The 25314-nt window shown below is 61.5% G+C and carries 29 protein-coding genes; 10 read left to right on the top strand and 19 right to left on the bottom strand.

Going from position 1 to position 25314, the window contains the following annotated elements:
• Nucleotides 1-6: 6 nt before the first annotated feature.
• Together QMF81_RS05875 and cydB are read left to right on the top strand one after the other, a co-directional pair.
• Nucleotides 7-1320 (top strand): cytochrome ubiquinol oxidase subunit I, encoded by a 1314-nt coding sequence (locus tag QMF81_RS05875; RefSeq protein ID WP_281749800.1) that lies wholly within the window; start codon nucleotides 7-9, stop codon nucleotides 1318-1320.
• Nucleotides 1321-1332: 12 nt separating this feature from the next.
• A complete protein-coding gene (cydB, locus tag QMF81_RS05870) occupies nucleotides 1333-2358 on the top strand; it encodes a cytochrome d ubiquinol oxidase subunit II (protein ID WP_281749799.1) in 1026 nt (341 codons plus the stop codon).
• Nucleotides 2359-2434: 76 nt separating this feature from the next.
• Here the strand turns inward: cydB and QMF81_RS05865 are convergent, their stop codons facing one another.
• The 3 genes from QMF81_RS05865 to QMF81_RS05855 form a co-directional block, all read right to left on the bottom strand.
• On the bottom strand, nucleotides 2435-2665 hold the full coding sequence (locus QMF81_RS05865) for a hypothetical protein (protein ID WP_281749798.1): 231 nt from the start codon (nucleotides 2663-2665) through the stop codon (nucleotides 2435-2437).
• 69 nt (nucleotides 2666-2734) lie between these two features.
• A complete protein-coding gene (locus tag QMF81_RS05860; RefSeq protein WP_281749797.1) occupies nucleotides 2735-3337 on the bottom strand; it encodes an NF038143 family protein in 603 nt (200 codons plus the stop codon).
• Nucleotides 3337-4518 (bottom strand): TraB/GumN family protein, encoded by a 1182-nt coding sequence (locus tag QMF81_RS05855; RefSeq protein WP_281749796.1) that lies wholly within the window; start codon nucleotides 4516-4518, stop codon nucleotides 3337-3339. Before QMF81_RS05855 ends, QMF81_RS05860 begins: the two co-directional genes overlap by 1 nt.
• Nucleotides 4519-4657: 139 nt before the next feature.
• Here QMF81_RS05855 and QMF81_RS05850 point away from each other — a divergent pair, with 139 nt between their 5' ends.
• The 3 genes from QMF81_RS05850 (at nucleotide 4658) to QMF81_RS05840 (ending at nucleotide 7438) form a co-directional block, all read left to right on the top strand.
• Complete coding sequence (locus QMF81_RS05850) at nucleotides 4658-5425, top strand: SAM-dependent chlorinase/fluorinase (RefSeq protein WP_281749795.1); 768 nt, start codon at nucleotides 4658-4660, stop codon at nucleotides 5423-5425.
• Nucleotides 5422-6168, top strand: coding sequence for an adenosylcobinamide-GDP ribazoletransferase (locus QMF81_RS05845; RefSeq protein WP_281749794.1), 747 nt, complete (start codon nucleotides 5422-5424; stop codon nucleotides 6166-6168). Before QMF81_RS05850 ends, QMF81_RS05845 begins: the two co-directional genes overlap by 4 nt.
• 169 nt (nucleotides 6169-6337) lie before the next feature.
• Nucleotides 6338-7438, top strand: coding sequence for a nitronate monooxygenase (locus QMF81_RS05840; protein WP_281749793.1), 1101 nt, complete (start codon nucleotides 6338-6340; stop codon nucleotides 7436-7438).
• Nucleotides 7439-7654: 216 nt separating this feature from the next.
• Here QMF81_RS05840 and QMF81_RS05835 read toward each other — a convergent pair whose 3' ends face one another.
• From QMF81_RS05835 to QMF81_RS05760, 16 genes are all read right to left on the bottom strand, one after another.
• Entirely contained in the window at nucleotides 7655-8368 is a 714-nt protein-coding gene (locus tag QMF81_RS05835; RefSeq protein WP_281749792.1) for an outer membrane protein assembly factor BamD, read from the bottom strand.
• Nucleotides 8361-9275 carry a thioredoxin-disulfide reductase gene (gene trxB, locus QMF81_RS05830; RefSeq protein ID WP_281749791.1) on the bottom strand — a complete coding sequence of 305 codons (915 nt, stop codon included), beginning with the start codon at nucleotides 9273-9275 and terminating at the stop codon, nucleotides 8361-8363. Before trxB ends, QMF81_RS05835 begins: the two co-directional genes overlap by 8 nt.
• Nucleotides 9275-9595, bottom strand: a complete 321-nt coding sequence (trxA, locus tag QMF81_RS05825) for a thioredoxin (protein WP_281749790.1) — start codon at nucleotides 9593-9595, stop codon at nucleotides 9275-9277. Before trxA ends, trxB begins: the two co-directional genes overlap by 1 nt.
• Nucleotides 9596-9606: 11 nt before the next feature.
• A complete protein-coding gene (gene tsaD / locus QMF81_RS05820) occupies nucleotides 9607-10662 on the bottom strand; it encodes a tRNA (adenosine(37)-N6)-threonylcarbamoyltransferase complex transferase subunit TsaD (RefSeq protein WP_281749789.1) in 1056 nt (351 codons plus the stop codon).
• Nucleotides 10663-10664: 2 nt separating this feature from the next.
• A complete protein-coding gene (gene fbp / locus QMF81_RS05815) occupies nucleotides 10665-11690 on the bottom strand; it encodes a class 1 fructose-bisphosphatase (RefSeq protein ID WP_281749788.1) in 1026 nt (341 codons plus the stop codon).
• 7 nt (nucleotides 11691-11697) lie between these two features.
• On the bottom strand, nucleotides 11698-12390 hold the full coding sequence (locus QMF81_RS05810) for a hypothetical protein (protein ID WP_281749787.1): 693 nt from the start codon (nucleotides 12388-12390) through the stop codon (nucleotides 11698-11700).
• On the bottom strand, nucleotides 12387-13109 hold the full coding sequence (locus tag QMF81_RS05805) for a tetratricopeptide repeat protein (RefSeq protein WP_281749786.1): 723 nt from the start codon (nucleotides 13107-13109) through the stop codon (nucleotides 12387-12389). The genes QMF81_RS05810 and QMF81_RS05805 overlap by 4 nt, the downstream gene beginning before the upstream one ends.
• Nucleotides 13110-13117: 8 nt before the next feature.
• Nucleotides 13118-13360, bottom strand: a complete 243-nt coding sequence (locus QMF81_RS05800; protein WP_281749785.1) for a septum formation initiator family protein — start codon at nucleotides 13358-13360, stop codon at nucleotides 13118-13120.
• Nucleotides 13361-13386: 26 nt separating this feature from the next.
• A complete protein-coding gene (locus QMF81_RS05795; RefSeq protein WP_281749784.1) occupies nucleotides 13387-13998 on the bottom strand; it encodes a zinc-ribbon domain-containing protein in 612 nt (203 codons plus the stop codon).
• Between the two features lie 9 nt (nucleotides 13999-14007).
• Complete coding sequence (locus QMF81_RS05790) at nucleotides 14008-15189, bottom strand: PilT/PilU family type 4a pilus ATPase (protein ID WP_281749783.1); 1182 nt, start codon at nucleotides 15187-15189, stop codon at nucleotides 14008-14010.
• A gap of 1 nt (nucleotide 15190) precedes the next feature.
• Entirely contained in the window at nucleotides 15191-16273 is a 1083-nt protein-coding gene (locus tag QMF81_RS05785) for a type IV pilus twitching motility protein PilT (protein WP_281749782.1), read from the bottom strand.
• A 10-nt stretch (nucleotides 16274-16283) separates the two neighbouring features.
• Entirely contained in the window at nucleotides 16284-16823 is a 540-nt protein-coding gene (pgsA, locus tag QMF81_RS05780; RefSeq protein WP_281749781.1) for a CDP-diacylglycerol--glycerol-3-phosphate 3-phosphatidyltransferase, read from the bottom strand.
• Between the two features lies 1 nt (nucleotide 16824).
• Nucleotides 16825-17412: a lytic transglycosylase domain-containing protein gene (locus QMF81_RS05775; RefSeq protein ID WP_281749780.1), complete on the bottom strand. Its 588-nt coding sequence runs from the start codon at nucleotides 17410-17412 to the stop codon at nucleotides 16825-16827.
• A gap of 26 nt (nucleotides 17413-17438) precedes the next feature.
• Entirely contained in the window at nucleotides 17439-18266 is an 828-nt protein-coding gene (locus QMF81_RS05770; protein ID WP_281752939.1) for an Mrp/NBP35 family ATP-binding protein, read from the bottom strand.
• Between the two features lie 88 nt (nucleotides 18267-18354).
• Nucleotides 18355-18912, bottom strand: a complete 558-nt coding sequence (locus tag QMF81_RS05765; protein WP_281749779.1) for a VTT domain-containing protein — start codon at nucleotides 18910-18912, stop codon at nucleotides 18355-18357.
• A 17-nt stretch (nucleotides 18913-18929) separates the two neighbouring features.
• On the bottom strand, nucleotides 18930-19580 hold the full coding sequence (locus tag QMF81_RS05760; RefSeq protein ID WP_281749778.1) for a protein-L-isoaspartate(D-aspartate) O-methyltransferase: 651 nt from the start codon (nucleotides 19578-19580) through the stop codon (nucleotides 18930-18932).
• 177 nt (nucleotides 19581-19757) lie between these two features.
• Between QMF81_RS05760 and QMF81_RS05755 the strand changes: the two genes are divergently transcribed.
• The 5 genes from QMF81_RS05755 to QMF81_RS05735 all read left to right on the top strand — a co-directional run bounded on the left by QMF81_RS05755 (nucleotide 19758) and on the right by QMF81_RS05735 (nucleotide 25305).
• The gene (locus tag QMF81_RS05755) at nucleotides 19758-20642 is read left to right on the top strand and encodes a hypothetical protein (protein WP_281749777.1); all 885 of its coding nucleotides are present in this window, start codon (nucleotides 19758-19760) and stop codon (nucleotides 20640-20642) included.
• A gap of 113 nt (nucleotides 20643-20755) precedes the next feature.
• Nucleotides 20756-21022: a PxxKW family cysteine-rich protein gene (locus QMF81_RS05750; protein ID WP_281749776.1), complete on the top strand. Its 267-nt coding sequence runs from the start codon at nucleotides 20756-20758 to the stop codon at nucleotides 21020-21022.
• A 76-nt stretch (nucleotides 21023-21098) separates the two neighbouring features.
• Nucleotides 21099-22322, top strand: coding sequence for a M20 family metallo-hydrolase (locus QMF81_RS05745; RefSeq protein WP_281749775.1), 1224 nt, complete (start codon nucleotides 21099-21101; stop codon nucleotides 22320-22322).
• A complete protein-coding gene (mnmG, locus tag QMF81_RS05740; protein WP_281749774.1) occupies nucleotides 22319-24226 on the top strand; it encodes a tRNA uridine-5-carboxymethylaminomethyl(34) synthesis enzyme MnmG in 1908 nt (635 codons plus the stop codon). The genes QMF81_RS05745 and mnmG overlap by 4 nt, the downstream gene beginning before the upstream one ends.
• A 74-nt stretch (nucleotides 24227-24300) precedes the next feature.
• Nucleotides 24301-25305, top strand: coding sequence for a hypothetical protein (locus QMF81_RS05735; protein WP_281749773.1), 1005 nt, complete (start codon nucleotides 24301-24303; stop codon nucleotides 25303-25305).
• The last annotated feature ends 9 nt before the right edge of the window (nucleotides 25306-25314 follow it).

Raw genomic sequence — 25314 nt, 5'->3', positions numbered from 1 at the left:
ATTGCTATGGACGTACTGTGGCTCTCGCGTCTGCAATTCGCCATGGCCACCCTGTTCCATTTCATTTTCGTGCCCCTGACCTTGGGGCTCTCCATTCTGGTGGCCATCATGGAGACCAAGTATGTGCGCACCGGGGACCCGGTGTACAAACGCATGACCCAGTTCTGGGGCAAGCTCTTCGTCATCAACTTCGTGCTCGGCATCGTCACCGGCATTACCCTGGAATTCCAGTTTGGCACCAACTGGTCCCGCTACTCGGCCTACGTGGGCGACATCTTTGGCTCGCTACTGGCCATCGAGGCGACCCTGGCCTTTTTCCTGGAATCCACCTTTCTTGGGGCCTGGATCTTCGGCTGGGACAAACTTTCTGCCAAGATGCACGCCGCCTGTATCTGGCTTGTGGCTGCAGCCTCCAATATCTCCGCGCTGTGGATCCTGCTCGCCAACGGCTTCATGCAGCACCCCGTGGGCTACGTCCTGCAAAACGGCCGCGCCGAGCTGGAGAGTTTTCTCGCAGTCATCACCAACGGCTTTGCCTGGCAGCAGTACATCCACACCCTGTCCGGGGCCTTTGCCCTGGCTGGCTTTTTCGTCATGGGGATCTCCGCCTTTCATCTGCTGCGCAAGAACGAAACCGATTTCTTCACCCGCTCCTTCCGCTTGGGTTCTCTCTTTGCGTTGATCTTTTCCCTCGTCGTGGCCATCCAAGGCCATCACCACGCCCAGGAAGTCACCCGCATCCAGCCGGCCAAGCTGGCGGCCATGGAAGCCCTGTGGGAGACTCCGCAAAAGGGTGAGGGCGCGCCCATGTATCTCTTGGTGCTCCCGGATGAAGACAACGAGCAAAATGCCATCGAGGCCTTGGGCATTCCCGGTGGCCTGTCCTTTCTCGCCCACGGCTCCTTCACTGCGCCGGTCCAAGGGCTCAAGGAATGGCCCAAGGAAGACCGGCCGCCGGTGCTCCTCACCTTCCTCTCCTTCCGCGCCATGGTGGGTCTGGGCACCCTCATGATCGCCCTGGCGGCCTGGGCCTGGCTCTCCCGCAACCGCCTGGAGCACTCCTCCACGCTCCTGCGTCTTTTGCCCTACGCCATCCCCATCCCCTATCTGGCCTTGGAAGCCGGCTGGATGGTGGCGGAAGTGGGACGCCAACCCTGGATCGTCTACGGCCTCATGCGGACCGCCGACGCCGTATCCCCCGTGGCCGCAAGCCAAGTGGCCTTCTCGCTGGTGGCGCTCACCGTGCTCTACGCCCTGCTCGGCGCAGCGGACATCGCCATGCTCACCATCTACGCCCGCAAGGGCCCCAAGCCTGCGTAAGGAGGACGTGCCATGCTGGAGACCATCTGGTTTCTCGTCTGGGGAATTCTTTGGGCGGTGTATTTCGTGCTGGACGGCTTTGACCTGGGTCTGGGCACACTGCTGCCGATCCTGGGCAAAACCGATACCGACCGCCGCACCATCTTGAACGCCATGGGCCCCTTCTGGGACGGCAACGAGGTATGGCTCATCACTGCCGGAGGCGTCACCTTCGCCGCCTTCCCCAGGGCCTATGCCATCATGTTCAGCGGTCTCTACACGCCGCTCATGCTGCTGCTCATCGCCCTCATCGTCCGCGGCGTGGCCTTCGAGTTCCGCCATCTACGCGACTGCCCCTATTGGCGCGCCTTGTGGGACTGGGCCATGACCCTCGGCAGCTTCCTGCCCGCCCTGCTCTTGGGTGTTGCCTTTGCCAACATCTTCCAGGGCCTTCCCTTGGACACGCAAGGCATCTTCCAGGGCAGTTTCTTCTCCCTGCTCAACCCCTATGGCCTTGCGGGCGGCGTGCTCTTCGTGCTCCTGTTTGCCCTGCACGGCTGCCTGTGGCTCGCCCTGCGCACCCATGGAGAGCTCCATGACCGGGCCGTGGCCATGGCCGGGCGCATCTACCCCATCCTGGCGGCGGTCATCGCCCTGTTTGTGGTCCTGACCGTGCCGTTGACGGGCCTTTTGCGCAACTACCTCACCAACCCGCTGCTTCTGGTGCTTCTGGCCATCCCCGTGGGGTGTCTCGTGCTGGTGCGCAAGGAAATCCAAAAAGGCGCGGGCTGGAAGGCCTGGGCCCTGTCCGCAGGGCTCATCGCCGGCCTTACCCTCTTCGGGGTGACCGGGCTCTATCCCAATATCCTGCCCTCCAGCCTGGACCCGGCAGCATCCGTCACCGCGTTCAACGCCGCCTCCAGCACCAAGACGTTGTCTATCATGCTGCTGGTGGCCCTGATCTTCGTGCCGGTGGTGGCGCTCTACCAGGTGTGGATGTACCGCACCTTCTCCCACAAGATGGACGAGCGCGACCTCTCCCACGACAACGCCTACTAAGCCCCCTCCCTCCACGCCAAAGCCCCCTGGAGCCGGATGACTCCAGGGGGCCTTGGTGCTCTGCCCTCGTGACGGGCTAGTTGGGGTTCCACTCCCCCGGGGACTCACGCAGGTAGAGATCCAACTCCGGCGAGATCCCCACACGGATCTCGTCATCAAGGCGCTGGATCACCACATTGCGGTCGGGGTCCATACCCACATCCAAGGCAAGCTCCCGCAAATGGGACAGTACTCCGTCAATCTTGCGGCGAGCTTCGCTATTTTCTTCATAAGCGTGACGCGGAATGCGTGCGGTGGCGATATACATGACTGCCTCCTGAAGACGCCTGGGCATCTTCCTTCAGGAAACATAATACCCAAAAAACGAAAGACAAGCTTAGCGCATGCCAAAAATGCGGCGCATTTGCTCGAGCCGCAGCTCTTCCAAGGCGTTTTCCATGGCCACGACGGCCTCTTGCGCTGCGGCGGTGGTGTGGATCTCTTCGAGCATGCAGGCGTTGACCGCAGCCTCCGCCTGACGCAGGGCATTGCAAAAGGCGAGATATTCCCCTGGGGTGCCGTAGGCGCTCTGCACCAGACCTGCGAAGGTAGCGCCTTGGGCCGCCAGCAGGCGACCATAGTGCTCCTCAAGGAGCGCTACTTCCTTGGCCTGCGCGGCCCGGATGCGCTCCCAAGCCGCAGGACTCCCAACCTCAAAGGGCGGGTCCGGGAAGACCAGTGCAGGGGCCGCACCATCCCGGGCTGCCTCTCCTGCACGCTTCAGGGCCAAGCGCTTGGTCAAGAGAAACCCATCGGCAAAGATCTTCGCTTCCTTCTTATGGCGCTGCATGTCCAAGGCAAAAAACACGAAAAGCGGCGGAAGCAGAATCATCCACGCCGAAGGCTTGGGCCGCGGCAAAACCGCCTGCGCAAGCCGGGCCGCGAGGGCCTCTTCCGCGGCCAGCACCAATGCCTGACGATCCGCAAGCGATGCGCCCATCACAACACCTTCGCAAAGATCCAGCCGCCGGAAATCAACGTCCCGAGTGAGCTTCCCATGTTGGCGAACACCACCACGAGCAGGATGCGGCTGACCGGGTTGGTCCAAAAACCACGCACCGTAAGGATGCTCTGGGGCAAGGCCTCCAGGTCCGCCACCGTAGGTTTGCGCGCCCACGCCTGCACGAGCCCCGCCACCCAGCCGGCAGCGATCATGGGGTTGAGGCTGGTAAACGGCGAGGCCACCAGGGCCGAGAGCACCGCCAACGGGTGGCCCAAGGCCACGGCAGCACCCAATGCCGAAAGCGTGCCGTGCACCCCAAACCAGATGAGCACCGCCTCACCGGTCAAGGCCGCGCCGCCACGAAAAAAACCGAGCACCACCAAGGCGACGATGAGCGCAGGGATGAGCCAGGCCGCAGCCCGACGCCACGGCGATGGCGGCGGTACTTCCTCCAGCGGGGCGAGATCGCACGGCTCTTCGATATGGCGCACAATGCCCGGCACGTGCCCGGCCCCCACCACGGCAACGATGCGCTCTCCCGGGGCTTGGCGAATCTTTTCCGCCAAATACCGGTCCCGCTCGTCGATGAGCCTGGCCTTGATCTCGGGAAATCCTTCCGCCAATTCCGCCATGGCCGCCGTCAGGGCGTCGGACTCTTTGAGGCGCTCCACCGAAGCGGCATCCACCTCCTCATCGTCAAAGATGCTCCACAACAGCTGGCCAAAAAACCGCATCTTGGTCCACCAGCCCATGCCGCCCCAGACGCGCTTCAAGGTCACTTGCACGTCACGGTCCGCCAGTACCAGCTGCGCCCCATGGGTTCGGGCAAGCTCCACGGCAGCGAGCATTTCGGCGCCCGGCTGCACTCCCAAGCGATCCCCGATGCGTCGGTACATGGCCTGAAGGATAAGTTGCACGAGCAAAAACGCCGCCTTGCCCTGCCGGATGACCCGGTACACATCCATCCGACGCCAGGACTCGGGGTCGGACAGCGATTGGTAGCGGGCAGGACACAGCTCCACGCAAACCGTATCCGGGCGCACGGCCTGGATCGTATGGCGCACATCCTCGACGCTTTGCCGGGATACGTGGGCAGTACCAACGAGATACACTTCCCGCCCAGGAAGCGTGATGGAGGTGACCGAAGCGGGCAACGAGGATGAGTCTGTCGCAGTCATGAGGGTTCCTTGCAGCAAAAATCCAGGTTGGAGCGACCTTCGCCGCAACGCCTGTGGCGCGTTGTGGTAGCCGCCCCCCGCGGGGAAAGCAAGCCGCGGCCTCTCGACAATCCCCCCACCGTCGCCGTAGACAGAGCCCATGCGCCCGGTCTTTGTGCTCCTCACCGATTTCGGCTACGCCAGCCCCTACGTGGGTCAGATGAAGGCCGTGCTCCTGGCAGGCTGCCGCGACGCCGCCATCATCGACCTCACGCACGACATTACGGCCCACGCCGTCTGCGAGGCGGCCTTTCTCCTTACAGCCAGCATCCCCTATCTACCGGCTCAAAGCATCGTACTCGCCGTGGTGGACCCGGGAGTGGGCACCGAGCGGGCCATGGTGCTTTGGGATACCCCGGAGCTCCGTATCCTCGCCCCGGACAACGGCCTGCTTGCACCCCTGGCCCACCAAGGGACGCTCTGGCGCATCTCCATGCCTGAAGCGCCCAGCGCCACCTTCCACGGCCGGGACGTCCTCGCCCCCGTGGCGGTGCGCCTCGCCCTGGGGGATCCGCCGATCGCTGTGGCAACGCCGTGGGGGACGCAGCCCCTTGTGAGCCTTCCTGCACCGCCAGCGCCTTCCCCCGGGCAGATCCTTACCCGGGTGGCGCATGTGGACCGCTTCGGCAATTGTCTGCTCGAGCTTCCGGCCAACACGCCACTGCCCGCCCGTATCCTGGTGCAAGGACGGCCCGCGCGCGTCGTGCGCACCTACAGCGACCTGGCCCCCCAAGAGCTCGGGGTGCTCCGGGGAAGCCAGGGGGTCTGGGAGATTGCCCTGCGGGAGGCATCAGCCGCGCACCTGCTGGGGCTGGGTGCCGGGGCATTGGTCTTCCTCGTCCCAGCCGATCCCTCCACCCCGGCATGAACGCCGCGCCCATCAGCCGCCTCTGGCGCCGCATCCACCTGGCCCTAGCCTTTCTCACCATCTTCCCAGGACCGCGCCAGGCCTGCTCGGAAGCGGACATCATCTCCAGCGTCCCGTTCTATCCCCTCGTGGGAGCTGTGCTTGGCGCGCTGCTTGCCGCAGCGGCCTGGGCCATGCACATGCTGCTTCCTCCGCTCGTGGCGGGATTTGCCCTCGTCGGGGTATGCGCGGCCCTTACCCGAGGACTCCATTGGGACGGACTGGCGGACGTAGCCGACGCCTGGGGGGCTCGAGCAGAAGGCGACCGCTTCTGGGCCATTGTCAAAGATAGCCGCATGGGCGCCTTCGGGGTCCTCGCCATGGTCCTCGGGGTGGGACTGCAAGGGGCGGCCCTGGGGAACCTCTGCGCGGCGGCGCGCCTCGAACCCATTTTCCTTGCCCCGTGCCTCGGCCGCTTGGCCTGCCTCGCCCTCGCCTCTGCAGGGCGACCATGGGCCAGGCCAGGGCTGGGAAGCCTCACACTGCGCGGCGCAACGCCCCCAGCCCTTGGCGCCAACCTTCTGGCCGCAGGCCTTCTTGCCGGTCTCGCCATGCCCCTGACCCGACTCCTAGCGGCACTTGGGGCCTCGAGCATCGGTCTTGGACTTCTCCTGCGCCTTGCCCGCCGCCACCAAGGACTCAACGGCGATTTTCTCGGAGCCGCCATTGTCTGGACCGAGACCATGGTGCTGGTATGCTCCTGAGCGATAGCTCAAACGCATCGTCGCTCCCGTGCCTACTGCTCCCCTATCGACCATCGCTGCCTGCCTATTTGACCAGGCTTCCAAAAGCTTCTATAGCCACCCCCACCTTGAGCCAATGCTCAAGGCATCTTCTCTTTCGCCATCTGGCCAACTTCGACGAGGTATCTGTATGGAATTTCCAAGCTTGCGTATCGGCGATCTCATCGCCCGCATCCCCATTGTCCAAGGCGGCATGGGCGTGGGCATTTCCCTGTCCAACCTGGCATCTGCGGTCATGAAAGAAGGCGGCATCGGCGTTATCGCCGCAGCCATGATCGGCATGGGCGAGCCGGATATCGGCTCCAATTACCGGGAGGCCAATGTCCGCGCCCTCACTCGCGAGATTCGCGCCGCCCGGCAAAAGGCCGACGGCATCCTTGGGGTCAACATCATGGTAGCGCTCACCAATTTCAGCGATATGGTGCGCACTTCCATCAAGGAAGGGGTCGATGTCATCTTTGCGGGCGCAGGACTGCCCTTGGATCTGCCCAGCTATCTCGAAGGGGCAAAGACCAAGCTCGTGCCCATCGTGTCTTCCGCCCGGGCCGCGGCCATCATCTGCAAAAAATGGCTGCAGAAGTTTGACCGCCTGCCGGATGCCTTCGTGGTGGAAGGGCCCAAGGCCGGCGGCCACTTGGGCTTCAAACCCGAACAAATCCAAGACCCTGCCTTCGCCCTGGAGCGTATCGTTCCGGAAGTCGTGGCCACGGTACGGGAGTTCGAAGAACGGGCCCAACGCCCCATCCCGGTCATCGCTGCCGGCGGCGTGTACGAGGGCGCGGACATCCACAAATTCCTTGAGCTTGGTGCCGCAGGGGTACAAATGGGCACCCGCTTCGTGGCCACCCACGAATGCGACGCCGACCCGCGCTTCAAGGAGGCCTACATCCAGGCCAAGCCCGAGGACATTGAGATCATCCAAAGCCCCGTGGGCCTTCCCGGCCGGGCCATCATCAGCTCCTTCCTGGAAGACGTCAAACGCGGGCTCAAAAAGCCCTTCACCTGCCCCTTCCACTGTGTCTCCACCTGTGACTACACCAAGAGCCCGTACTGCATCGGCATGGCGCTCACCAATGCCAAAAAAGGGCTCCTCAAGCACGGGTTCGCCTTTGCCGGCGCCAATGCCTGGCGCGTGGACAAGATCATCTCCGTGCGGGAGCTCATTGATTCCCTGCGGCAAGGCTTTGCCGCCGCCGTGGCGGACTCCAGCCCGGAACCGTGCGCAGCCTAGCTCGCCGCCAGTCTCTCCGTGATCCGGGGGCACCCTGCTCCCGGATCATTTCCCGCCGCCTCAGACCTCCCCCTCAAAAAAAAAAAAAAGCGGCGGGCCTGCACCCACCGCCAACAACGCCCCGCCACAGCGGCGGCAGAAGACACCGCCCGCATTTAAACCCAGTCAAGCCACTTCTTCACCCACGCCCCGTTGGGGCCATGGATGAACCCGCATTTAGAGCCAATCAAGCCACTTCTTCCAACGGCTTGGCGAGAGTTCTTCTCCCACCGCAGTTTCTTGGTATTTGACAAACGCTGCCTTGCGCCGACTATCGGCAAGGCTGGCCACATCCGCAATATCGCCATACTCCCGAAAGATGGCGTCATAGCGCAGCCAGGCGGCCTTATAGGACCCAGATTCCCAGTAAAAGTTGGCGATATAGAGCTCGTGTTCCGCCAAACGCCGCCGGCATTTTTCGATGTACTGCCGCGCCTCGGCCGCATACGGCGTCTCGGGATAGGTCTGGATGATGCGCTGGAAGTGCTCGATGGCCTCAGCCACCTGATCCTGAGGCAGATCGATGGCGGGCTGCACCTCGTATTTGCTCACCCCAAGCTGGAACAACACATACGGGACCTGCTCGCTTCGCGGATGCAAGGAGAGGAATTCATCGTAGGTATCGATGGCCTCTCGGTATTGTTTGTTGAGAAAATACGCATCTCCCAACATGATGCGGCCCTGAATGGAATACGGACTAAAGGGATAGCGGTCCCCGAGCTTCACCAGCGATTCGATGGCCGCGGCATAGTCCTTCTCTTGCATGGATGCCTGGGCGTTCTGATACAACTCCTGCGCCGTGTCCTCGGGCGGCGTGAGAAAATAATAATCGATGACGCCACATCCAGAAAGAATCACACTCACGAGGCCCACAAGAAAAATTTTATACATGGGTATGTTCCAAATACGAGAGAACAGAAAAAGCGGCCACAGCGCCATCTCCCACCGCAGTAGTCACTTGACGGCATGTCTTGGCGCGCACATCACCCGCGGCAAAAATACCGGGCACCGTCGTAGCCATCTCCATATCCGTCACCACAAACCCCGCAGCATCGCGTTCCACTGTCGGAGGGAGGAAATCCGCCAAAGGACGATTGCCCACAAACACAAAAACACCCTCCACCGCCAGGGTCGAGCGGACGTCGGTGACGACATTGCGCAGCGCGATCTCGCGCACCGCATCTTCCCCCTCAATGGACTCCACCACCGTATTCCAGAGCACCTCAATGGTTGGAGAGGCGAGCACCTTGTCTTGGTATATCTTGGTGCCCCGAAAAGCGTCTCGACGATGAATAAGATAGATCTTGCGCGCGAGTTTTTGCAAATACAGGCTCTCTTCCAAGGCGGTATCCCCGCCACCGATGCAGGCGATGGTTTTATCCTTGAAGAAAAAACCATCGCACAGCGCGCAGTAGGAAACCCCCTTGCCGGTCAGCCGCTCTTCTCCAGGCACGCCGAGCTTGCGCCAAGTGGCGCCCGAGCAGACGATCACACTCTTGGCCTCGTGCACCGCGGCATCGATGTGCACCCGCAGCGGCACCCCCGGCTCCACTTCACGCACCTCGCCCGTCAAGCGCTCCAGGCCGAAGCGCTCCAGGCCTTTTTCCATGAGGGCAGCGAGCTCGTAGCCCAAGATCCCTTCTGGAAAGCCGGGGTAATTATCGATGCGCTCGGTGTTGAGCACCTGGCCGCCTGCGGCAAACCGCTCCACCACCGCAGCCCGCACCCCAGAACGAGCCAGATAGAGGCCGGCGGTCATACCCGCCGGACCTCCACCGATGACCAAACAATCCCACATTACAGGGCCTTGTCACTCAACATCTGTTTGAGGCTCGCCTTGGATACCGCGCCGGTCACCTGCTCGATCACCTCGCCCTTCTTGAACAGGATCAATGTCGGGATGGCGCGGATTCCGTAGGTGCTCGGCGTAGCCGGATTTTCGTCCACATTCATTTTCAAAATCTTGACCTGGCCGGCGAACTCCTGGGTCAACTCGTCGATGACCGGGGCAATGGCCCGACACGGGCCACACCAGGGTGCCCAAAAATCCACGAGCACAGGAAGATCGCATTGGAGCACTTCGGTTTGGAAGGTGGCATCAGTAACCTGAGCAGCCATGACAGACTCCTTTAGCTTGAGGTTCGAAGAACATCATGGGGAATGCGACGCCCTCGGGGGATGGCCTCGAAGGACAGGTCATGCCGATAGCCGCGCGTCCCCAAAAGATGACCGAGAAAAGCTACCATAGCCCCATTGTCCCCGCAATAGGCAAGGGGCGGGACGAAAAAGGCCAGACCATACTCGCACGCCAAGGCGGCACACGCCGCCCGCACTGCGGTATTGGCGGCAACGCCGCCCGCCACCACCAAGGCACGAGCCTCGGGAAAACGCACCAAGGCGCGACGGGTCTTTTCCACCAAGGTGTCCACCACGGCCTGATTGACCTCGGCGCACAGGTCGCAGACCGCCGCGGGGACCGCTGTGGCGTCAAAGGTGCTGTATTCCAAGGGGGAAATCCCATGGTCCCGAATCCAGATCCCGGCCGCGGTTTTGAGGCCACTGAAGCTGAAGTCACAATGGTCGTTGTCCAAAAACGGCCGCGGGAGAAACGGGCGGGAAACGCTTCCGCGCTGCGCCAAGGCGTCGAGATACGCGCCCCCAGGATACGGCAGATTGAGGAGCTTGGCGATCTTGTCGAAGGCCTCGCCGGCTGCGTCGTCGAGGGTGCGCCCCAAAAGCTCCATGCGATCCACATCGTGCATGGCATAGAGCGCCGTATGGCCGCCGGACACGAGCAACCCTACTGCGGGAAACACCGGATCTTGATCCACAAATGCAGCCATGAGGTGGGCCTGGAGATGATCGATCCCCAAGATCGGCCGGTCCACGGCAACCGCCATGGCCTTGGCAAAGGCCACGCCCACCAAAAGCGCCCCCAAAAGCCCCGGTCCCCGAGTCACCGCAATCAAATCCACATCCGCGGCCCCCAGCCCGGCCTCGGCCAAGGTCTGCTCCACCAAAGCAGGCAGTACCCGCAAATGCTCACGCGAAGCGAGCTCCGGCACCACGCCGCCAAACACGGCATGCATGGGAATTTGACTTTGGGTGCGGCAGGCGCGCACGCCGCCGTCCCACAGCGCGACCGCAGATTCGTCGCAGGAAGTCTCAATACCCAAGACCCGCATGCCTAGCGCGCCTCAGCATCGGCCTCGGCATAAATGCGCTGTACCGCGAGCACATCATTCTTGGAGCCAATGACCAAAGGGGTGCGCTGGTGGAGTTCATCGGGCTCAATATCGAGAATCCGGCGCCGACCATCCAAGGCCATGCCCCCCGCCTGCTCCACGATCATGGCCATAGGATTGGCCTCGCACATGAGGCGCAACTTTCCTGTAGGCTTTTTGGGATCCCGACAATCAGCAGGATAGAGGAAGATCCCCCCGTAAATCAGATTGCGATGAATATCCGAAACCAGAGAACCAATATAACGGAGACTATACGGTCGGCCTAACGCATTGTCACAGGAGCGAAAATACTCCACGGCCTTACGTGTCGTGGGATCCCAGTACGGTGTATAGCCCTCGTTGACCGAATAGATTTTTCCTTGCTCCGGAATACGGATATCCGGGTGGGAAAGTAAAAATTCTCCAACGCTTGGATCAAGGGTAAACCCATGGACACCGTTGCCTGTGGTGTACACAAGCATCGTCGATGATCCGTAGATAAAATACCCCGCCGCAACCTGCATGGATCCTTTCTGCAATACATCACTCAAGGTAACGCCCGTTGCCGATCCACCTTGGCGGCGATAGATGCTAAAAATCGTTCCAATGCTCACATTGGCGTCAATATTGGCCGAGCCATCCAGGGGATCAAACACCAAGATGTAGTCTCCCTGCGGATATTGATGAGGAATTTCAATGACATCCGCATTTTCCTCGGAAACCATGGCACACAGCACGCCAACCCGCTCCATGCGGCGAATGATGACGCGATTGGCAAAATCATCGAGTTTCTGCACCATCTCGCCCTGCACATTGACCTCGCCCGTGCCGCCAAGCACGTCCAAGAGTCCCGCTTTGGAGACCTCGCGGTCGATAATCTTGGCGGCCAAGATGAGCTCGGTCAGCAAACGCGTAAAACGACCTGAAGCCAGCGGCCGTTCCTTTTGCTGCAACAGCAAATGTTCGACGACAGTCGTTACTTGACGCATAGATTCCTCACTTCTGCTGATAGACGTAGGCAATACGCATGTGATCGCGAGCGCTCATCAACCAGCGATACTGTGTTCCTGCTACGGGACGCGACCCAGAAAAGGCCTTGGACCTCTGGAGATCCTGCACCAGCTGCTGCAGGGCCTCTGCACCCAGCGCCCCATACGCGACCTGGTCGCCGACCACGACTGCGCTCCACGGGCTTTGATGCACCAGGGCAGGATCGAGCACGGCGACCACGAACCCTTCTTCTCCGGCCCCGTCCGTGAACTTGCGCACCAAAGTCACCCCCTCGGGGAGCACCACGGCACCCAAGGCGTATGCCTGACCCCCCACCTGCTCGGCAAAGGACTGAATCGGCCCATCCTCAGAGAGCAGGACCCCATTTTTGGCCAAAAAATACCGGTCGAGCACAGCCCATTGGCGCACTTCAGGGAAACTGCCTCCCACTGCGGCCAGCCACATATCGTCGGGGAAGGATTCCACCTTTGCCAAGGCATCAGCCACACGGACCACAACACCATCCATACGGACGAATGCGTCCAGCACCTCGGTAGGAATGGCGACGTTTTCTTGTGCTTGATAATCGATGGATGCCTTGGGATTGATATATTCGTCATAGTATAATTTCGTCACATGGAGCGGCTGGCACGCGCAGAGCATCACCAGTACTGTCAAAAGTATCCCGATGCGCATCATGACCTCGCCATGGTTCTGGTTTCCAAACGTGTTGCCAGCTGGTCGAGAAGCGAAAACATTTGCGATTGCCGATCCGGCTCCAAGCCCGCTTGGTGGCGCTCGGCATCCCGAAGCTGCTGCAACTCGTTGCGCTCCTCAGGGCTCTGGGCCTTGGCCAACAATTCCTCATAAATGGCAAGCGCCTGTTCATGTTCGCCATGCATGGAGAAAAGCTTGGCCATGGTCTTGGTGCGGATGCTGGCGTTGAGACAAAACTGCGTCACTTCATCGGCGTCCAAGTCGGTCTCTGGCTCGCGCGAGGCAGACACCTCCACGGCGGCCAAGGATTCCCGCACCCCATGCAAAAGGATCTGCCCCCATTGGACCTTCTCCCCTTGGGCCAGAAGGGCCATGAGCCCTGCCACCACGGCAAGGTCCACGGCGCCACGCTCGGCGCTCGTCTGGCTCAAGGCCTGCCAGAAGCGCGGAAAACGCAGCAGGCGCTCTCCGGTTTCGTGGACCATATCCCCATCGCTTTCCCCGAGCTCCGCCAAGGTGTCGGCCAAAAGCAGGCCTGCTTCGATATGCCCAGGGTGCGTACTCAGCCCCCGCCGCAGCACCGCTGCTGCCCGGGCGGCGTCTCCATGAGCACGAAACAGCCGCGCCACATGTAAAAAAATACTCGATCCCGGGTCCTGCGCCGCGAGCTCTTCAAAGAGCGCCAATGTTTCGGTGTTCATGAGGTCCATCACTTGAAAATGTACATGATTTCATCTTGTTCCGCATACAGGAGTTCACGCCGCACCAGACGGCGGACATATTGTTCGTCCTGCCGCAAAACACGAATCTCCGCACTGAGCTCTCTATTTTCCGAATCAATCTGTTGGATTTTTTCTCGCAGTTCCTGCGTGCGCTGCCGAAGATCCCGATACGCAGGAATTCCGATCTCTGGATGCACGATCCGATACACAAAAATCAGATCCACCACCACAAGGCATCCGATCAGCATCCGCCATATCATGACTCAATCCCCACCCCGTGGACATGCGCCGCCGCAATCCTCCACGGCTCCATAGCAGCCTTGTACGCATCTCGAGCAAGATCCAAAAACTTTTCGATTTCCGCAGAGTCCTTACTGGAGATCACCGCATTCACCCCAGTCAAGAATGCATCCATCGGCGACAAGGTGCGGCGGTTTGACTCCACCAAGATGACGTTTACTTCCCGCCGCCGAAGACCATTCCACGTTGCAATGATCTCCAAAAGCTGTCGTCCTTCCTCATCGTCTTGAAAAATCATCTCGTGGTAATAGTTGGCGCGGATTTTCGCTATCGCCTCCGGAATACTGCGGGCTTCCGACACGTATCCACCATGGTTGCGAATATAGTCACAGATACGATGATGCAGGGCCGCCTGCTGGACATACACAAAGACCACATGGGCATCATGAGGAAAATACTCGGGCTCATCGGGCACTGCCGCAGGCGATTGCGGCTTGTTCGCCTCAGGACGCTCCACCACGATGGGATGCTTGCATTGCGGGCAGCTCACCTTGAAGCGCCGTGCCTCGGGAATACGCTCTGGAGGCAACGCGAACCGGGCGTCACACTGCGGACAACGGATCTCCATGCCCCCTCCTTAGCTGGGTCGTTCCACAACCTTTTTCTCGTAGTCCAAATCCAACTCCAACCCATCGATGTTGGTCACTTTTTCTCCGCGGGCGGCCTTGATCTTGTCGATCATCTGCGCCAGTTTGGATTTGTCCGAGGCATTGGTCATGGCCACGTCCTCGGTAATGATACCCTGCGCAAAAAGATCGCTCAGATATTGGTCAAAGGTGATCATGCCGTAGGCCGACCCGGACTCCACCACTTGGTAAAAAGTCTTGTCTTCGGTCTCGCCGTTATAGATGAGATCACGGATACGCAAGTTGGTTTTGAGGATTTCAAAAGCCGCCACGCGGCCGCCGCCACGTTTGGGCATGAGTCGCTGCGAGACGATAAACTTCAGACTTTCCGCCAAACGGGAGCGGATGAGCCGTTCTTCGGCCAACTCGAACATGCCGATGATGCGGTTGATGGTCTGACCGGTATCCGAGGTGTGCAGGGTCCCGAGCACCAAGTGACCGGTCTCCGCCGCCTCCAAGGCAATCGTGATGGTTTCCCGGTCGCGGATTTCGCCCACGAGGATGACCTTGGGGGCCTGACGCAGGGCCGCCCGCAGGCCGGAGGCGAACGAGTCGAAGTCCAGTCCCAGCTCCCGCTGGTTGACGGTCCCGCGCTTGTGGGTGTGCACGTACTCGATGGGGTCTTCCAATGTCACGATATGTTTGGCGAATTGTGCATTGATCGCATCGATGAGCGCTGCGAGCGAGGTGGATTTCCCCGAACCCGTGGCACCAGTGACCAAAATGAGCCCAAATTTCTCCCGCGCCATTTCATGAAAGACCGCCGGCAGCCGCAACTGGTCAATGGTCGGAACCTCAGCGGTGAGTTTGCGCATGACGATGGCAAGCGAGCCCTTCTGGCTCAAGACGTTGACACGGAAGCGACACACCCCGGCAAGTTCATACGACAAATCGCAGGATCCGGTACGGAGCTGGTCTTCGTACAAACGGATATTGCGGCCCATAAGGCAGGTGGCAATGGCCTCCACCTGCCGGGGCAGAAGCGGCCCAGGATTGGGCTGCAAAGGGACATCCTGAAGCTCGCCGTGCACCTCGGCCTGCATGGGTTTTCCCACCGTGAAGATGAGGTCCGAAGTGTCTGGGGCAAAATGCATTGCCTGATGCAGAATGTGGTCAAGATCGGCGCGCTGCATACTAGACCTCGGTGAAATCTTGTGGCGGCGTGGTGAGAAAATCGCGGAATTTGGATTTGTTGGCCGCCTTGTTGTAGGCCTGCTCCGCATCGATCTTGCCTGCCATAAGGAGCTGCATGATGGCGTCATCCAGGCTCTGCATGCCGTACTTCTTCCCGGTCTCGATGACCGAGTTGATCTGGAAGATTTTGTTTTCTCGGATGAGGTTGCGCACCGCTGGCAAGGCGATGAGGATCTCCAAAGCCGCGCAGCGCCCCGGTTTGTCCACACGTTTGAAAAGGTTCTGGGCCACGATGGCCCGCAGGGAATCCGCCAATCCTGAGCGCACCTGGCCTTGGAGATCTCCGGGGAAGACCTCGATGATACGGTCGATGGTCTTGGAGGCCGAGATGGTATGCAAGGTGCCAAACACCAAATGGCCGGTTTCCGCTGCTTCCAAGGCCAGTTGGATGGTCTCCAGGTCCCGCATTTCACCCACCAGGATGATGTCCGGGTCTTCGCGCAGGGCCCCACGCAAGGCGGCATTGAAGCTCAAGGTATCGCGCCCCACCTCACGCTGGTTGATGAGGCAGTTTTGGGGCTCGTGCACGAATTCGATGGGGTCCTCGATGGTGAGAATGTGGTCTTTGCGCATCTTGTTGGCGTAATCGATGATGGCTGCCAACGTGGTGGATTTACCGGAGCCCGTAGGGCCGGTCACCAACACCAACCCTTTGGGGAGCATGGCCAAATTTTTGAGAATTGGCGGCAGTCCCAACTCGTCCACGGTGAGGATCTTCTGGGGAATCTCGCGAAAGACCGCGCCGATCCCACGCTTTTGCATGAAAAAATTGGCACGGTACCGCGCCACGTGGGGCACCTCGTAGGAAAAATCCACATCCCCCGTTTCTTCGAACTGCTTGATCTTGTTCTCCGGGGTAATCTCGTAGAGGAGTTTTTTGAGCTCGTCGTGTTCCAACACCTTGTATTTGACCCGCTGCATATCTCCATGCAAGCGAATGATCGGCTGGGAGCCAGACGAAAGATGCAAGTCCGACGCGCCGAGGTCATGCATCATTTTGAAAAAGGCATCGATTTGCGCCATACATCCCCCTCTAATGACGAATCGTTCCCGAGAACGAAACGAAGTAGTTCCACCCCGAATAGACCGTGAGCGCCAAGGCCCCATACAAAAAAACCATGCCGATGGCGCTCATGTTCACCCCCCACAGAGGATAGTGGTAGATGAGCGGCACCAGGGCGATGGTTTGCAGCGCCGTCTTCCATTTCCCGTACCGGTCGGCGGCGATGACCACCCCTTGCTCAGCCGCCACTGCTCGCAGGCCGGTGACCAAGATATCCCGCGCCACGATGACCACCACCAGCCACGCCGGCACCCATTGCAACCCGGCCAGCAGGATCAGCGCCGAAACCACGAGCACCTTGTCCGCCACAGGATCCAAAAACTTCCCCACCGTGGTGATCTGATTGTAGCGGCGGGCGATCATCCCATCGGCCAAATCGGTCAGGGCAGCCAAAGCAAACACCACCGCCGCCACCGGACAGACCACCGGGCCGGGCATGGCAAGCAGAATCATCAGGAGGGGGACGGCTGCCACCCGAAGCAATGTGAGGATATTGGGAATGGAATACATGTTATCGGCTCGCCTGCAGGCGGGAAAGGACACGATGCACATAGGTCTGGGTCTCCGGGTACGGCGGAACGCCGCCATGGCGCTCCACCGCGCCGGGGCCTGCATTGTACGCGGCCACGGCCAAACGCAGCTCACCAAAACGCTCAAACATCTGCCGAAGGTACCGCACCCCGGCGTCAATGTTGGCCTCTGGATCAAAGGGGGCGTCCAAATCCAATTCCCGAGCGGTGTCCGGCATGATCTGCATGATCCCCTGCGCCCCGGCGGGAGACACCGCGCCGGCATCGCCTCCGGACTCGACATCGATAATGGCAAGCACCAAGCGCGGGTCCAGTCCATAGCGCGTGGCGGCCACCGTGGCGAGACGCTCCACCTGTGGCCACGACACCTGCTTGCGGCGCATCCCCAAGGCCACGCGCCGGATATAGTTCACAGAATGGGTGAAACGAAAGGGCTTGAAGCGCGGAGACAGGGGCATGTCGCTGACGTGGATCGAGCCGTCGCGGTTGATGGCATAATAAAAGCGCCCTTCTGCCCAGGAAGGAACGGCCAGTGCACAAACCATCACCACGGCCACACACCACCGCATGCTGCCCCTCTCGCGTAGGATGTCGCTTACGAGGCCGGCGTGGATGCCGCCTCCAGACTGCTTTCAATGGCCTGTACCACCCTTTGGGCAAATTGCAACAAGGCGGTTTTGGCCGGGTATTCGCCCTCCAAAAGCACCACGGGCTTTCCCAGGTCTCCCGCCACCACAGTAGCAGGGTCCAAAGGAATGGCGCCCAGGAATTGCAGCCCGTATTTCCGGGCCAGCTCTTCGCCGCCGCCTTTCTTGAAGAGCGAGATCTCCTGCGCACAATGCGGGCAAATCAGCCCGCTCATGTTCTCCACCACGCCAAGAATATTGGCCCGCGTGTACTGCAAAAAATTGATGGCCTTACGCACATCGGCCAGGGAGATCTCCTGCGGGGTGGTGACCACGATGCTCAAGGCGTCCGGCATGGTCTTGAGCACGGTCATGGGCTCATCGCCAGTACCTGGGGGCGAATCCACCACCAAGAAGTCCAAATCCCCCCAGAGTACATCCGAGATGAACTGCCGAATGGCCGAAGTCTTCATGGGGCCCTTCCACAGCACCGCTTGATCCGGATCCTTGAGGAGCGACTCCATGGAAACCACGGCCAGGTTCTCATTGTACCGCTTGGGCAGGATACCCTTGTCGCGCTCGATTTCCAAAAGCCCCGTGAGACCCAAGAGATGCGGGACACTGGGCCCGTGGATATCCACGTCCAAAAGCCCCACACGGTAGCCCTGCACCGCCAAGGCCGCGGCGAGATTGACCGCGATGGAACTCTTGCCCACCCCTCCCTTACCGCTCATGACAAACAATTTGTATTTGATGCGCGACAGAGTCGAGGCGATCTGCCGGTCCTGCCGCTCCATGGCCGATTCTGGACTTTCCTGGATCTGGCCCAGTTTTTTCGCGCCAGCGCACGAGGAACAACTTGATTTTGCAGCCATAATCAACCTCCTAACGCAATACCCCAAAGGCTACGGCGGCCACGATGACCACAAGGACGCCAGCCGAAACGATCCAATTCAAACGCCGCTCCACCAATTGCCGGGCGCGCTCTCCCCACCAGTACACCAAAGCGGCCACTGTCAAAAAGCGGAGCCCCCGACCGATCACGGAGGCCACCACAAACACCCAAAAACGGATCCCAAAGGCCCCGGCCGTCAGCGTGCACAATTTATAGGGTACCGGCGTCAAACCGGCAACCACCACGGCCCAGGCATCGTAGGCCGCATACCAGGCCCGCACCGTGTCATAATGGCGCGCAATGCCCAGCGCACCGATGAGCGGCCACCCCACGGAGTCCATGAAAAAGGCCCCGATGCCGTAGCCCACCACACCACCGAACACCGAAGCGAGCAACGTTATCGCTGCGTAGCCAAACACCCGCCCCGGACACGCCAGGCCCATGGCAAAGAGCATCGGGTCCGGAGGAATGGGAAAAAAAACCGACTCCGCCGCCGAGACGACGGCAAGCGTCCACTGGGCTCGTGGGCTGCTCGCCGCTCGCTCCATACGCTCCCGCCACGAGGCTACCATCCGTATGCCCCCACAAGGTCCACAAACACCACCGCGCCGTGGTCTTCCTCCTGAATATGTCCTGCCCGCTTCACGAGGCGCACCAAGCGCTGCTCCCGCCGATTTCGTCCCACCGGCATGACCAAAAGCCCCGGATCGGCGAGTTGCTCCACCAGTGGCAGCGGGATCTCCGGACCGCCTGCGGTCACGATGATTTTGTCAAACGGCGCTGCCTCCGGCCAACCTAGGGTGCCATCACTCAAACGAAGCTGCACCTGCGGATAGCGCAGGGCAAGAAGACGATTGCGAGCGGTTTGGTACAGAGGCTTGATGCGCTCCACGGTGAACACTTCCGCCCCCATGGCCGCCAGCACGGCCGCTTGATACCCGGAGCCCGTGCCGATCTCCAAAATTCGATCCTTGGGATGCACCTCCAACAAGGACGACATGAGCGCCACTACGTACGGCTGCGATAAGGTCTGGCCATGGCCGATGGGTACGGGGTGGTCCTCGTAGGCCTGAGAGGCCAGCGCTTCATCCACGAAGAGGTGCCGCGGCACCGCTTCCATGGCCGCCAACACCCGCTCATCGCTCACCCCCCGGCTGCGAATCTGGGATGCCACCATGCGCTGGCGCCGATAATCCAAGTCTCGGAAAAAAGACACTTTTTTCCAAACCTCCACTTTTTTGCAAAGCAAGCCTGCAAATCAGATTTCCCCTTCCAAGTCAACTCGCGGGCGCACACGGAGTCGAACACGCCCCCATCCTTGTTCTTGCATTTTCCTCGCCTTTCCCATTAAGCACAAGAGCGTTCGTTCCAATCCATTCGTCGGGGGCATTGTATGTACTGTTCCAAATGCCGGTACCACGCCCAGGACCACCTCAAGGTGTGCCCCAAATGCAATACTTCTTGGGAAGAGTCCCGCAAGGCCCTGGGCCTTGACTGGATGCGCAGCGACGGCTTTCCGTGGCTCTCCTCCACGCCACAGGCCGAACCCATCGCCTCGGACCTCCTCGACGTGGATGACCTGCTCGCCCCTCCGCCCGCGCCAGAGCCCGAGATCCCGGCAGGGACAGCGCTCATCGATATCGACGACCTTCCCCAGTTTACCTCAGACGCCGCTCCCCCTTCTGCCTTAACGCCCCCCTCGGGGACGGTGGAAGACCTCCCCGAAGTCCCGAGCCTCGCCGAGCCGCCCACGGTGGAGCCGCTCCCCGAGATCGAAGTGGACATCCCGCTGATGACCGAACCCATCCCCAATGCGTCGCAGCCCTCCTTGGAGCCACTCGACGACGTGACTCCCGAAGAAGACTTCCTCGAGCGTTTAAGCGCCGACATGCCGGCAAGCGACCACATCCTCCTGGAGCCGGAGATTCCTACCCCAGAAGAGGCCTCGCCCCAATCTCCTGCGGAGCGCGCAGCAGAAACAGAACTCGATTTGGTGCTGGAAATCGAAGAAGAACCTGTGCCTGCGCCAAAGACTTCCTCCCCAGACGCCCCAGCTTCCACCGTGCCAAGCCCCGCACGCGCGGAAAAACCCGCGTCCGAAGATCTGTTCATCCCCGAACTCGAGGAACTCTTGGGCCCGCCCACACCGCCTGCGGCAGCCGCAGCCGCCAAGCCCGCGACGCCATCCGCGCCGCCAGCGGCATCTGCAACTGCATCCGAGGGAGACGACGAATTTGCCATCATCCTGCTCGACGATGAGGAAAACACCTCTTCGTGAGTGCAGGTTTTGCCCCTTGACGGCCCCAGGGATTTTGGTTCATGGCAACGGGTCTGCATCCAACGCCCCAGCCAAAAAAACCAACAAGGGCAAGCATAACGGAGGAACGCCTTATGGCAGTCGATTTCAGTAATGCCGTGCGCACGGACAAAGGAGTCCAGGTGGCTGGCATCATCATGCAGGAAATTATTGATAAGTGTGAAGGCTGCAACCGCATCCAAGAGTTCGACGGCGGCAAGTTCTGCAACACCTACCCGCAGCCGGCCGCCAAGTGGCGCTTGGGGGATTGCAATTTTGCCACCCATATCGTGCGCGAGGTCAAGACCAAGGCAAAAATCAACCCCCTCAAGGCATCCAAGCGCGCGGCCAAGGGCAAATAATCCTTGCCTGGTCTGGAGCTCAAGGCAGGATTCGTCCTGCCTTTCTTTTTGCCCGCCGCACGGATAAGGAGACGCCATGCTGGATACCGTGTTGCGCCATATTGACGAGTCCGCCGCGCAGCTCATCGCCTGGCAGCGGCAATTGGTCGCCCTCCCGGCCTTAGGGCCCGACAACGGTGGCAGCGGCGAGCTCGCGAAGGTGCAGGCCCTCGAAGCCATCCTCGGCCCCATGGGACTTTCGCTGCAACGTTTCGACGCCCCGGATCCCCGCGTTCCCTGCGGTGTGCGCCCCAATCTCGTTGCCCGTATGCCCGGAGAAACGCCGCAGACACTCTGGATTCTGGCGCATACCGACGTGGTCCCTCCCGGAGATCTCGCCCTGTGGACTGGAGATCCGTGGACCCTTCGGGTGCATGGCGACACGATGATCGGCCGTGGGGTGGAAGACAACCACCAGGCCATCCTTTCGGCACTTGTGGCCATGGACGCCCTGCAACGTTCCAGCGTACGCCCCCACTTTTCCGTGGGTCTCCTGCTGGTGGCGGACGAAGAAACCGGCAACCGCTACGGGATTGACGCTCTGCTAGCCCACCACCGGGAGCTCTTTGCCCCTGAGGACATGTTCGTGGTGCCCGATGCCGGTGAGCCCGATGGACTGGCCATCGAGATCGCGGAAAAAAGCATGCTCTGGGTGCAAATCACCGTCACGGGCAAACAGTGCCATGCCTCCCGGCCGCAGCTTGGGGCCAACACCCTGGTGGCATCCGCCCACCTCATCGTGGCCCTGGCCGAGGAACTCCCCAAGCGATTTCCCCAGGAAGACCCCCTCTTTTCTCCGTCCATCTCCACCTTCACCCCTACCAAGAAAGACGCCAACGTCCCCAACATCAACACCGTGCCGGGCCAAGACGTGTTCTACGTGGACTGCCGGATCCTGCCTTCCATCGCCGTGGAGGAGGTGGAAGCCGCCATGTCGCAGCTCGCCGCTGCCACCGCTGCCCAATACGGCGTCCAGATCACCATATCGCCGGTGCTGCGCCAGGAAGCGGCCCCGCCCACGCCAGCGGACAGCGCGGTGGTGCGTCTGCTTACCGAGGCCATCCAGGCTGACCGCGGCAAAACGCCCCGGTGTGTGGGGATCGGCGGCGGCACCGTGGCGGCGCAGCTGCGGCGGCACGGATTTGCCGCGGCAGTCTGGTCCACCCTGCTGTGCACTGCGCATCAGCCGGATGAAAAGGCCTCCATCGCCAACACCCTGGCGGATGCCCGGGTCTTGGCCCGCATGCTGCTTGCCCCATGAACACCGCATTTACCTGGTCCTCCCCCCCAGAGGTCTTCGACGTCATCGTCGTCGGTGCAGGACACGCCGGCTGCGAGGCCGCCCTGGCCTGCGCGCGCATGGGCTTTTCGGTGTTGCTCACCACCATCAACGTGGACCGCATCGGGCACTTGTCCTGCAACCCCGCCATCGGCGGACTGGCCAAGGGACATCTCGTCAAGGAGATCGACGCCTTGGGCGGTGCCATGGGCCTCTTTGCCGATGCAGCGGCCATCCAATTCCGCCGCCTCAACACCCGTAAGGGACCTGCCGTGCGCTCCAGTCGCGCCCAGATCGACCGCGACGCCTACCTGCACGTGGTGCGCGCGGCGATCTTTTCCCAGCCCCGCCTCTGGGTGCGCCAAGAGACCATCGACCAGGTCACCGTGGAGCACGGGCGCGTCACCGGCGTGGTCACGGGCCTGGGAGAACACATCCCCTCCCGCACGGTGATCCTGACCACCGGGACGTTTCTCCAAGGCCGCATCCACGTGGGACTGACCCATTTTCCCGGCGGCCGCTTCGGCGACCCTCCAAGTCAGGGGCTTTCCGCAAGCCTCGCGGCCCTGGGCCTGCGCCTTGGGCGCCTCAAGACCGGGACCGTGCCGCGCCTGGCCAAAAGTTCCGTGGACTTTGACCGTCTCGAGGTCCAGCCCGGCGACGACCCGGCCCGGCCCTTCAGTTTTCTCTCCACCGGTCCCAAGCTTCCCCAGGTGCCGTGCCACATCACCTGGACCACGCCCGCCACGCACGAGATCATCCGCACGAATCTCCACCGCTCTCCGCTGTACGCCGGCATCATCACCGGCACCGGTGCGCGCTATTGCCCCTCCATCGAAGACAAGGTGGCCCGCTTCCCGGACAAGGAGCGCCACCAAATCTTCGTGGAACCTGAAGGCCTCCACAGCCCGGAAGTCTACCCCAACGGCATCCCCACCAGCCTGCCCATCGACGTGCAGCGGGCCATGCTCGCCACCATCCCCGGCCTGGAGAAGGCGCATATCGTGCGGCCGGGTTATGCCATTGAGTACGATTTCGTGTTTCCCACCCAGCTTTTTGCCTCCCTGGAAACCAAAGTCGTCCACGGCCTCTATCTGGCCGGGCAGATCAACGGGACCTCGGGATACGAAGAGGCTGCGGCCCAGGGCCTATGGGCGGGCATCAACGCCGCCTGCCGCCTGCGCGGCGAAGCGCCTTGGGTGCTGGGACGAGACCAGGCATACATGGCGGTACTGGTGGACGATCTGGTCACCAAAGGCACCGAAGAGCCGTACCGCATGTTCACCTCCCGAGCGGAGCACCGGCTGCTTTTGCGCGAAGACAACGCCGACCGCCGTCTCACCCCTTTGGGTAGGCGCCTGGGGCTGGTGGACGACGAACGCTGGCGCCGCTTCGAGGCCAAGGAGCGCAGCGTCCGCCGTCTGCTGGACGAACTCTCGCAGCGCAGCGTGCGCCCCGACGCGGCAAGCCGCGAGCGCGCAGCCTCCGTGGGCATCACCCTGCCGCCGCGGGCAGCCAGCCTGGCGGATCTCCTGCGCCAGCCCGAGGCGCGCATCACCGATCTTGTCGTGTTCTGGCCGGAAATCGGCGATTTTCCCGCCGACGTCCTCGAAGAGGCCGAAACCGAGGCCAAATACGCCGGGTACCTTGCCCGCCAAGAGGAACTGGTCGCTCGAAGCGCCTTGTGGGAGACCACGGTGCTGCCCGAAGACCTGGATTACGGCGCCATCCCCGGCCTCTCCCGCGAGGTGGTGGAAAAGCTCACCCGCATCCGTCCCCGCACCTTGGGGCAGGCCAGCCGCATTTCCGGAGTCACCCCAGCAGCGCTGGCCTGCGTGGAAATCGCCCTCGCCAAGCGCCGACGCCATGAGCAATCTGCGCCTTGACGAACGCCGACACAGCGTTCCATAAGACGGTATCATGACAGCGACCATCCGCCACTCCAGCGCCTAACCCCTCTATGCCGACCCTCGACCAGATTGCCCGCGATTTTCAGTACGGACGATTCACGTTCCAGGACATCTCTTCCGCACTCTTCTGGGTGGCGGCAGGGGCGGCGTGCCTGGCAGGCATCGGGCTGGCCATGGATTGGTGGCGAAGGTCCCAGGAACGCCGCCGCAAGGCATTCGCCATCACCGATCCGGAACGCATCCACGCCATCTTCCAACAAGCAGTGCTCTCCCGCAGCCGCATGGACGTACGCTTCGATGACGGCGGCATGCGCACGTCCATGCCCTGCACCTTAGCGGAAACCTCCCCGGAGTCCGTGCTCCTGGAAGTCCCTTGGGGCGTGCACCCCACCCCTGCCTGGTTGGGCCGCAATACCCTCGTCTACTTCCATCTCGCGCCCAAAGACGGTCCAGCGGAATACTATTTTTTCCGCACCTCCATTGTGGCCGTGCATCCGAGCGACGACCTTTCCCGCATCGAACTCGCCGCCCCCAGTGTCCTGGAGATGGGACAAAAACGCCGCCACTTCCGCCTGGAGCTCCCCAGCGCCGATTTGTTGGACCTGCGCTTGTGGCTGCCAGATCCACCCGAACTGCCTTTCATGGCCGATCCCCAGGCATGGCCCGAACCCCTGCTCACCTTTCCGCACATCGGCATCATCGACATCTCCGCCGGGGGCGTGCGCCTCTCCGTGGACACCCAACGCCTGCCCCGCCCCCAAGCAGACGGCCGGCGCGTGAGTCTCGACACCGTGCGCCTCTGCATCACCTTGCGAGGCGAGACTGCGCCCGAGACCTATTTCTTCGAAGCGCGGCTGCGCAACCAATTCAAAGACTACGCGACCAGCCGCTTGCTGTACGGCTACGCATTCGAGCACGCAGCCATCCGGTCAGGCAATGCGCCCCTCTCCTGGTCCCCGGTGGACCCAGAGCAAGGCGTCAAGGAACTGGGCGATTGGATCTTCCGCAGACACATGGAACTCTACCGCCAGCATGCCCAGCTGGCAGACCGATAACAGGAGGCA

It is taken from the genome of Thermodesulfomicrobium sp. WS (assembly GCF_027925145.1).
Classification (GTDB): domain Bacteria; phylum Desulfobacterota; class Desulfovibrionia; order Desulfovibrionales; family Desulfomicrobiaceae; genus Thermodesulfomicrobium.
Note: the sequence above shows the minus strand (reverse complement) of the source record. Positions and strands in the feature narration are given on the sequence as shown.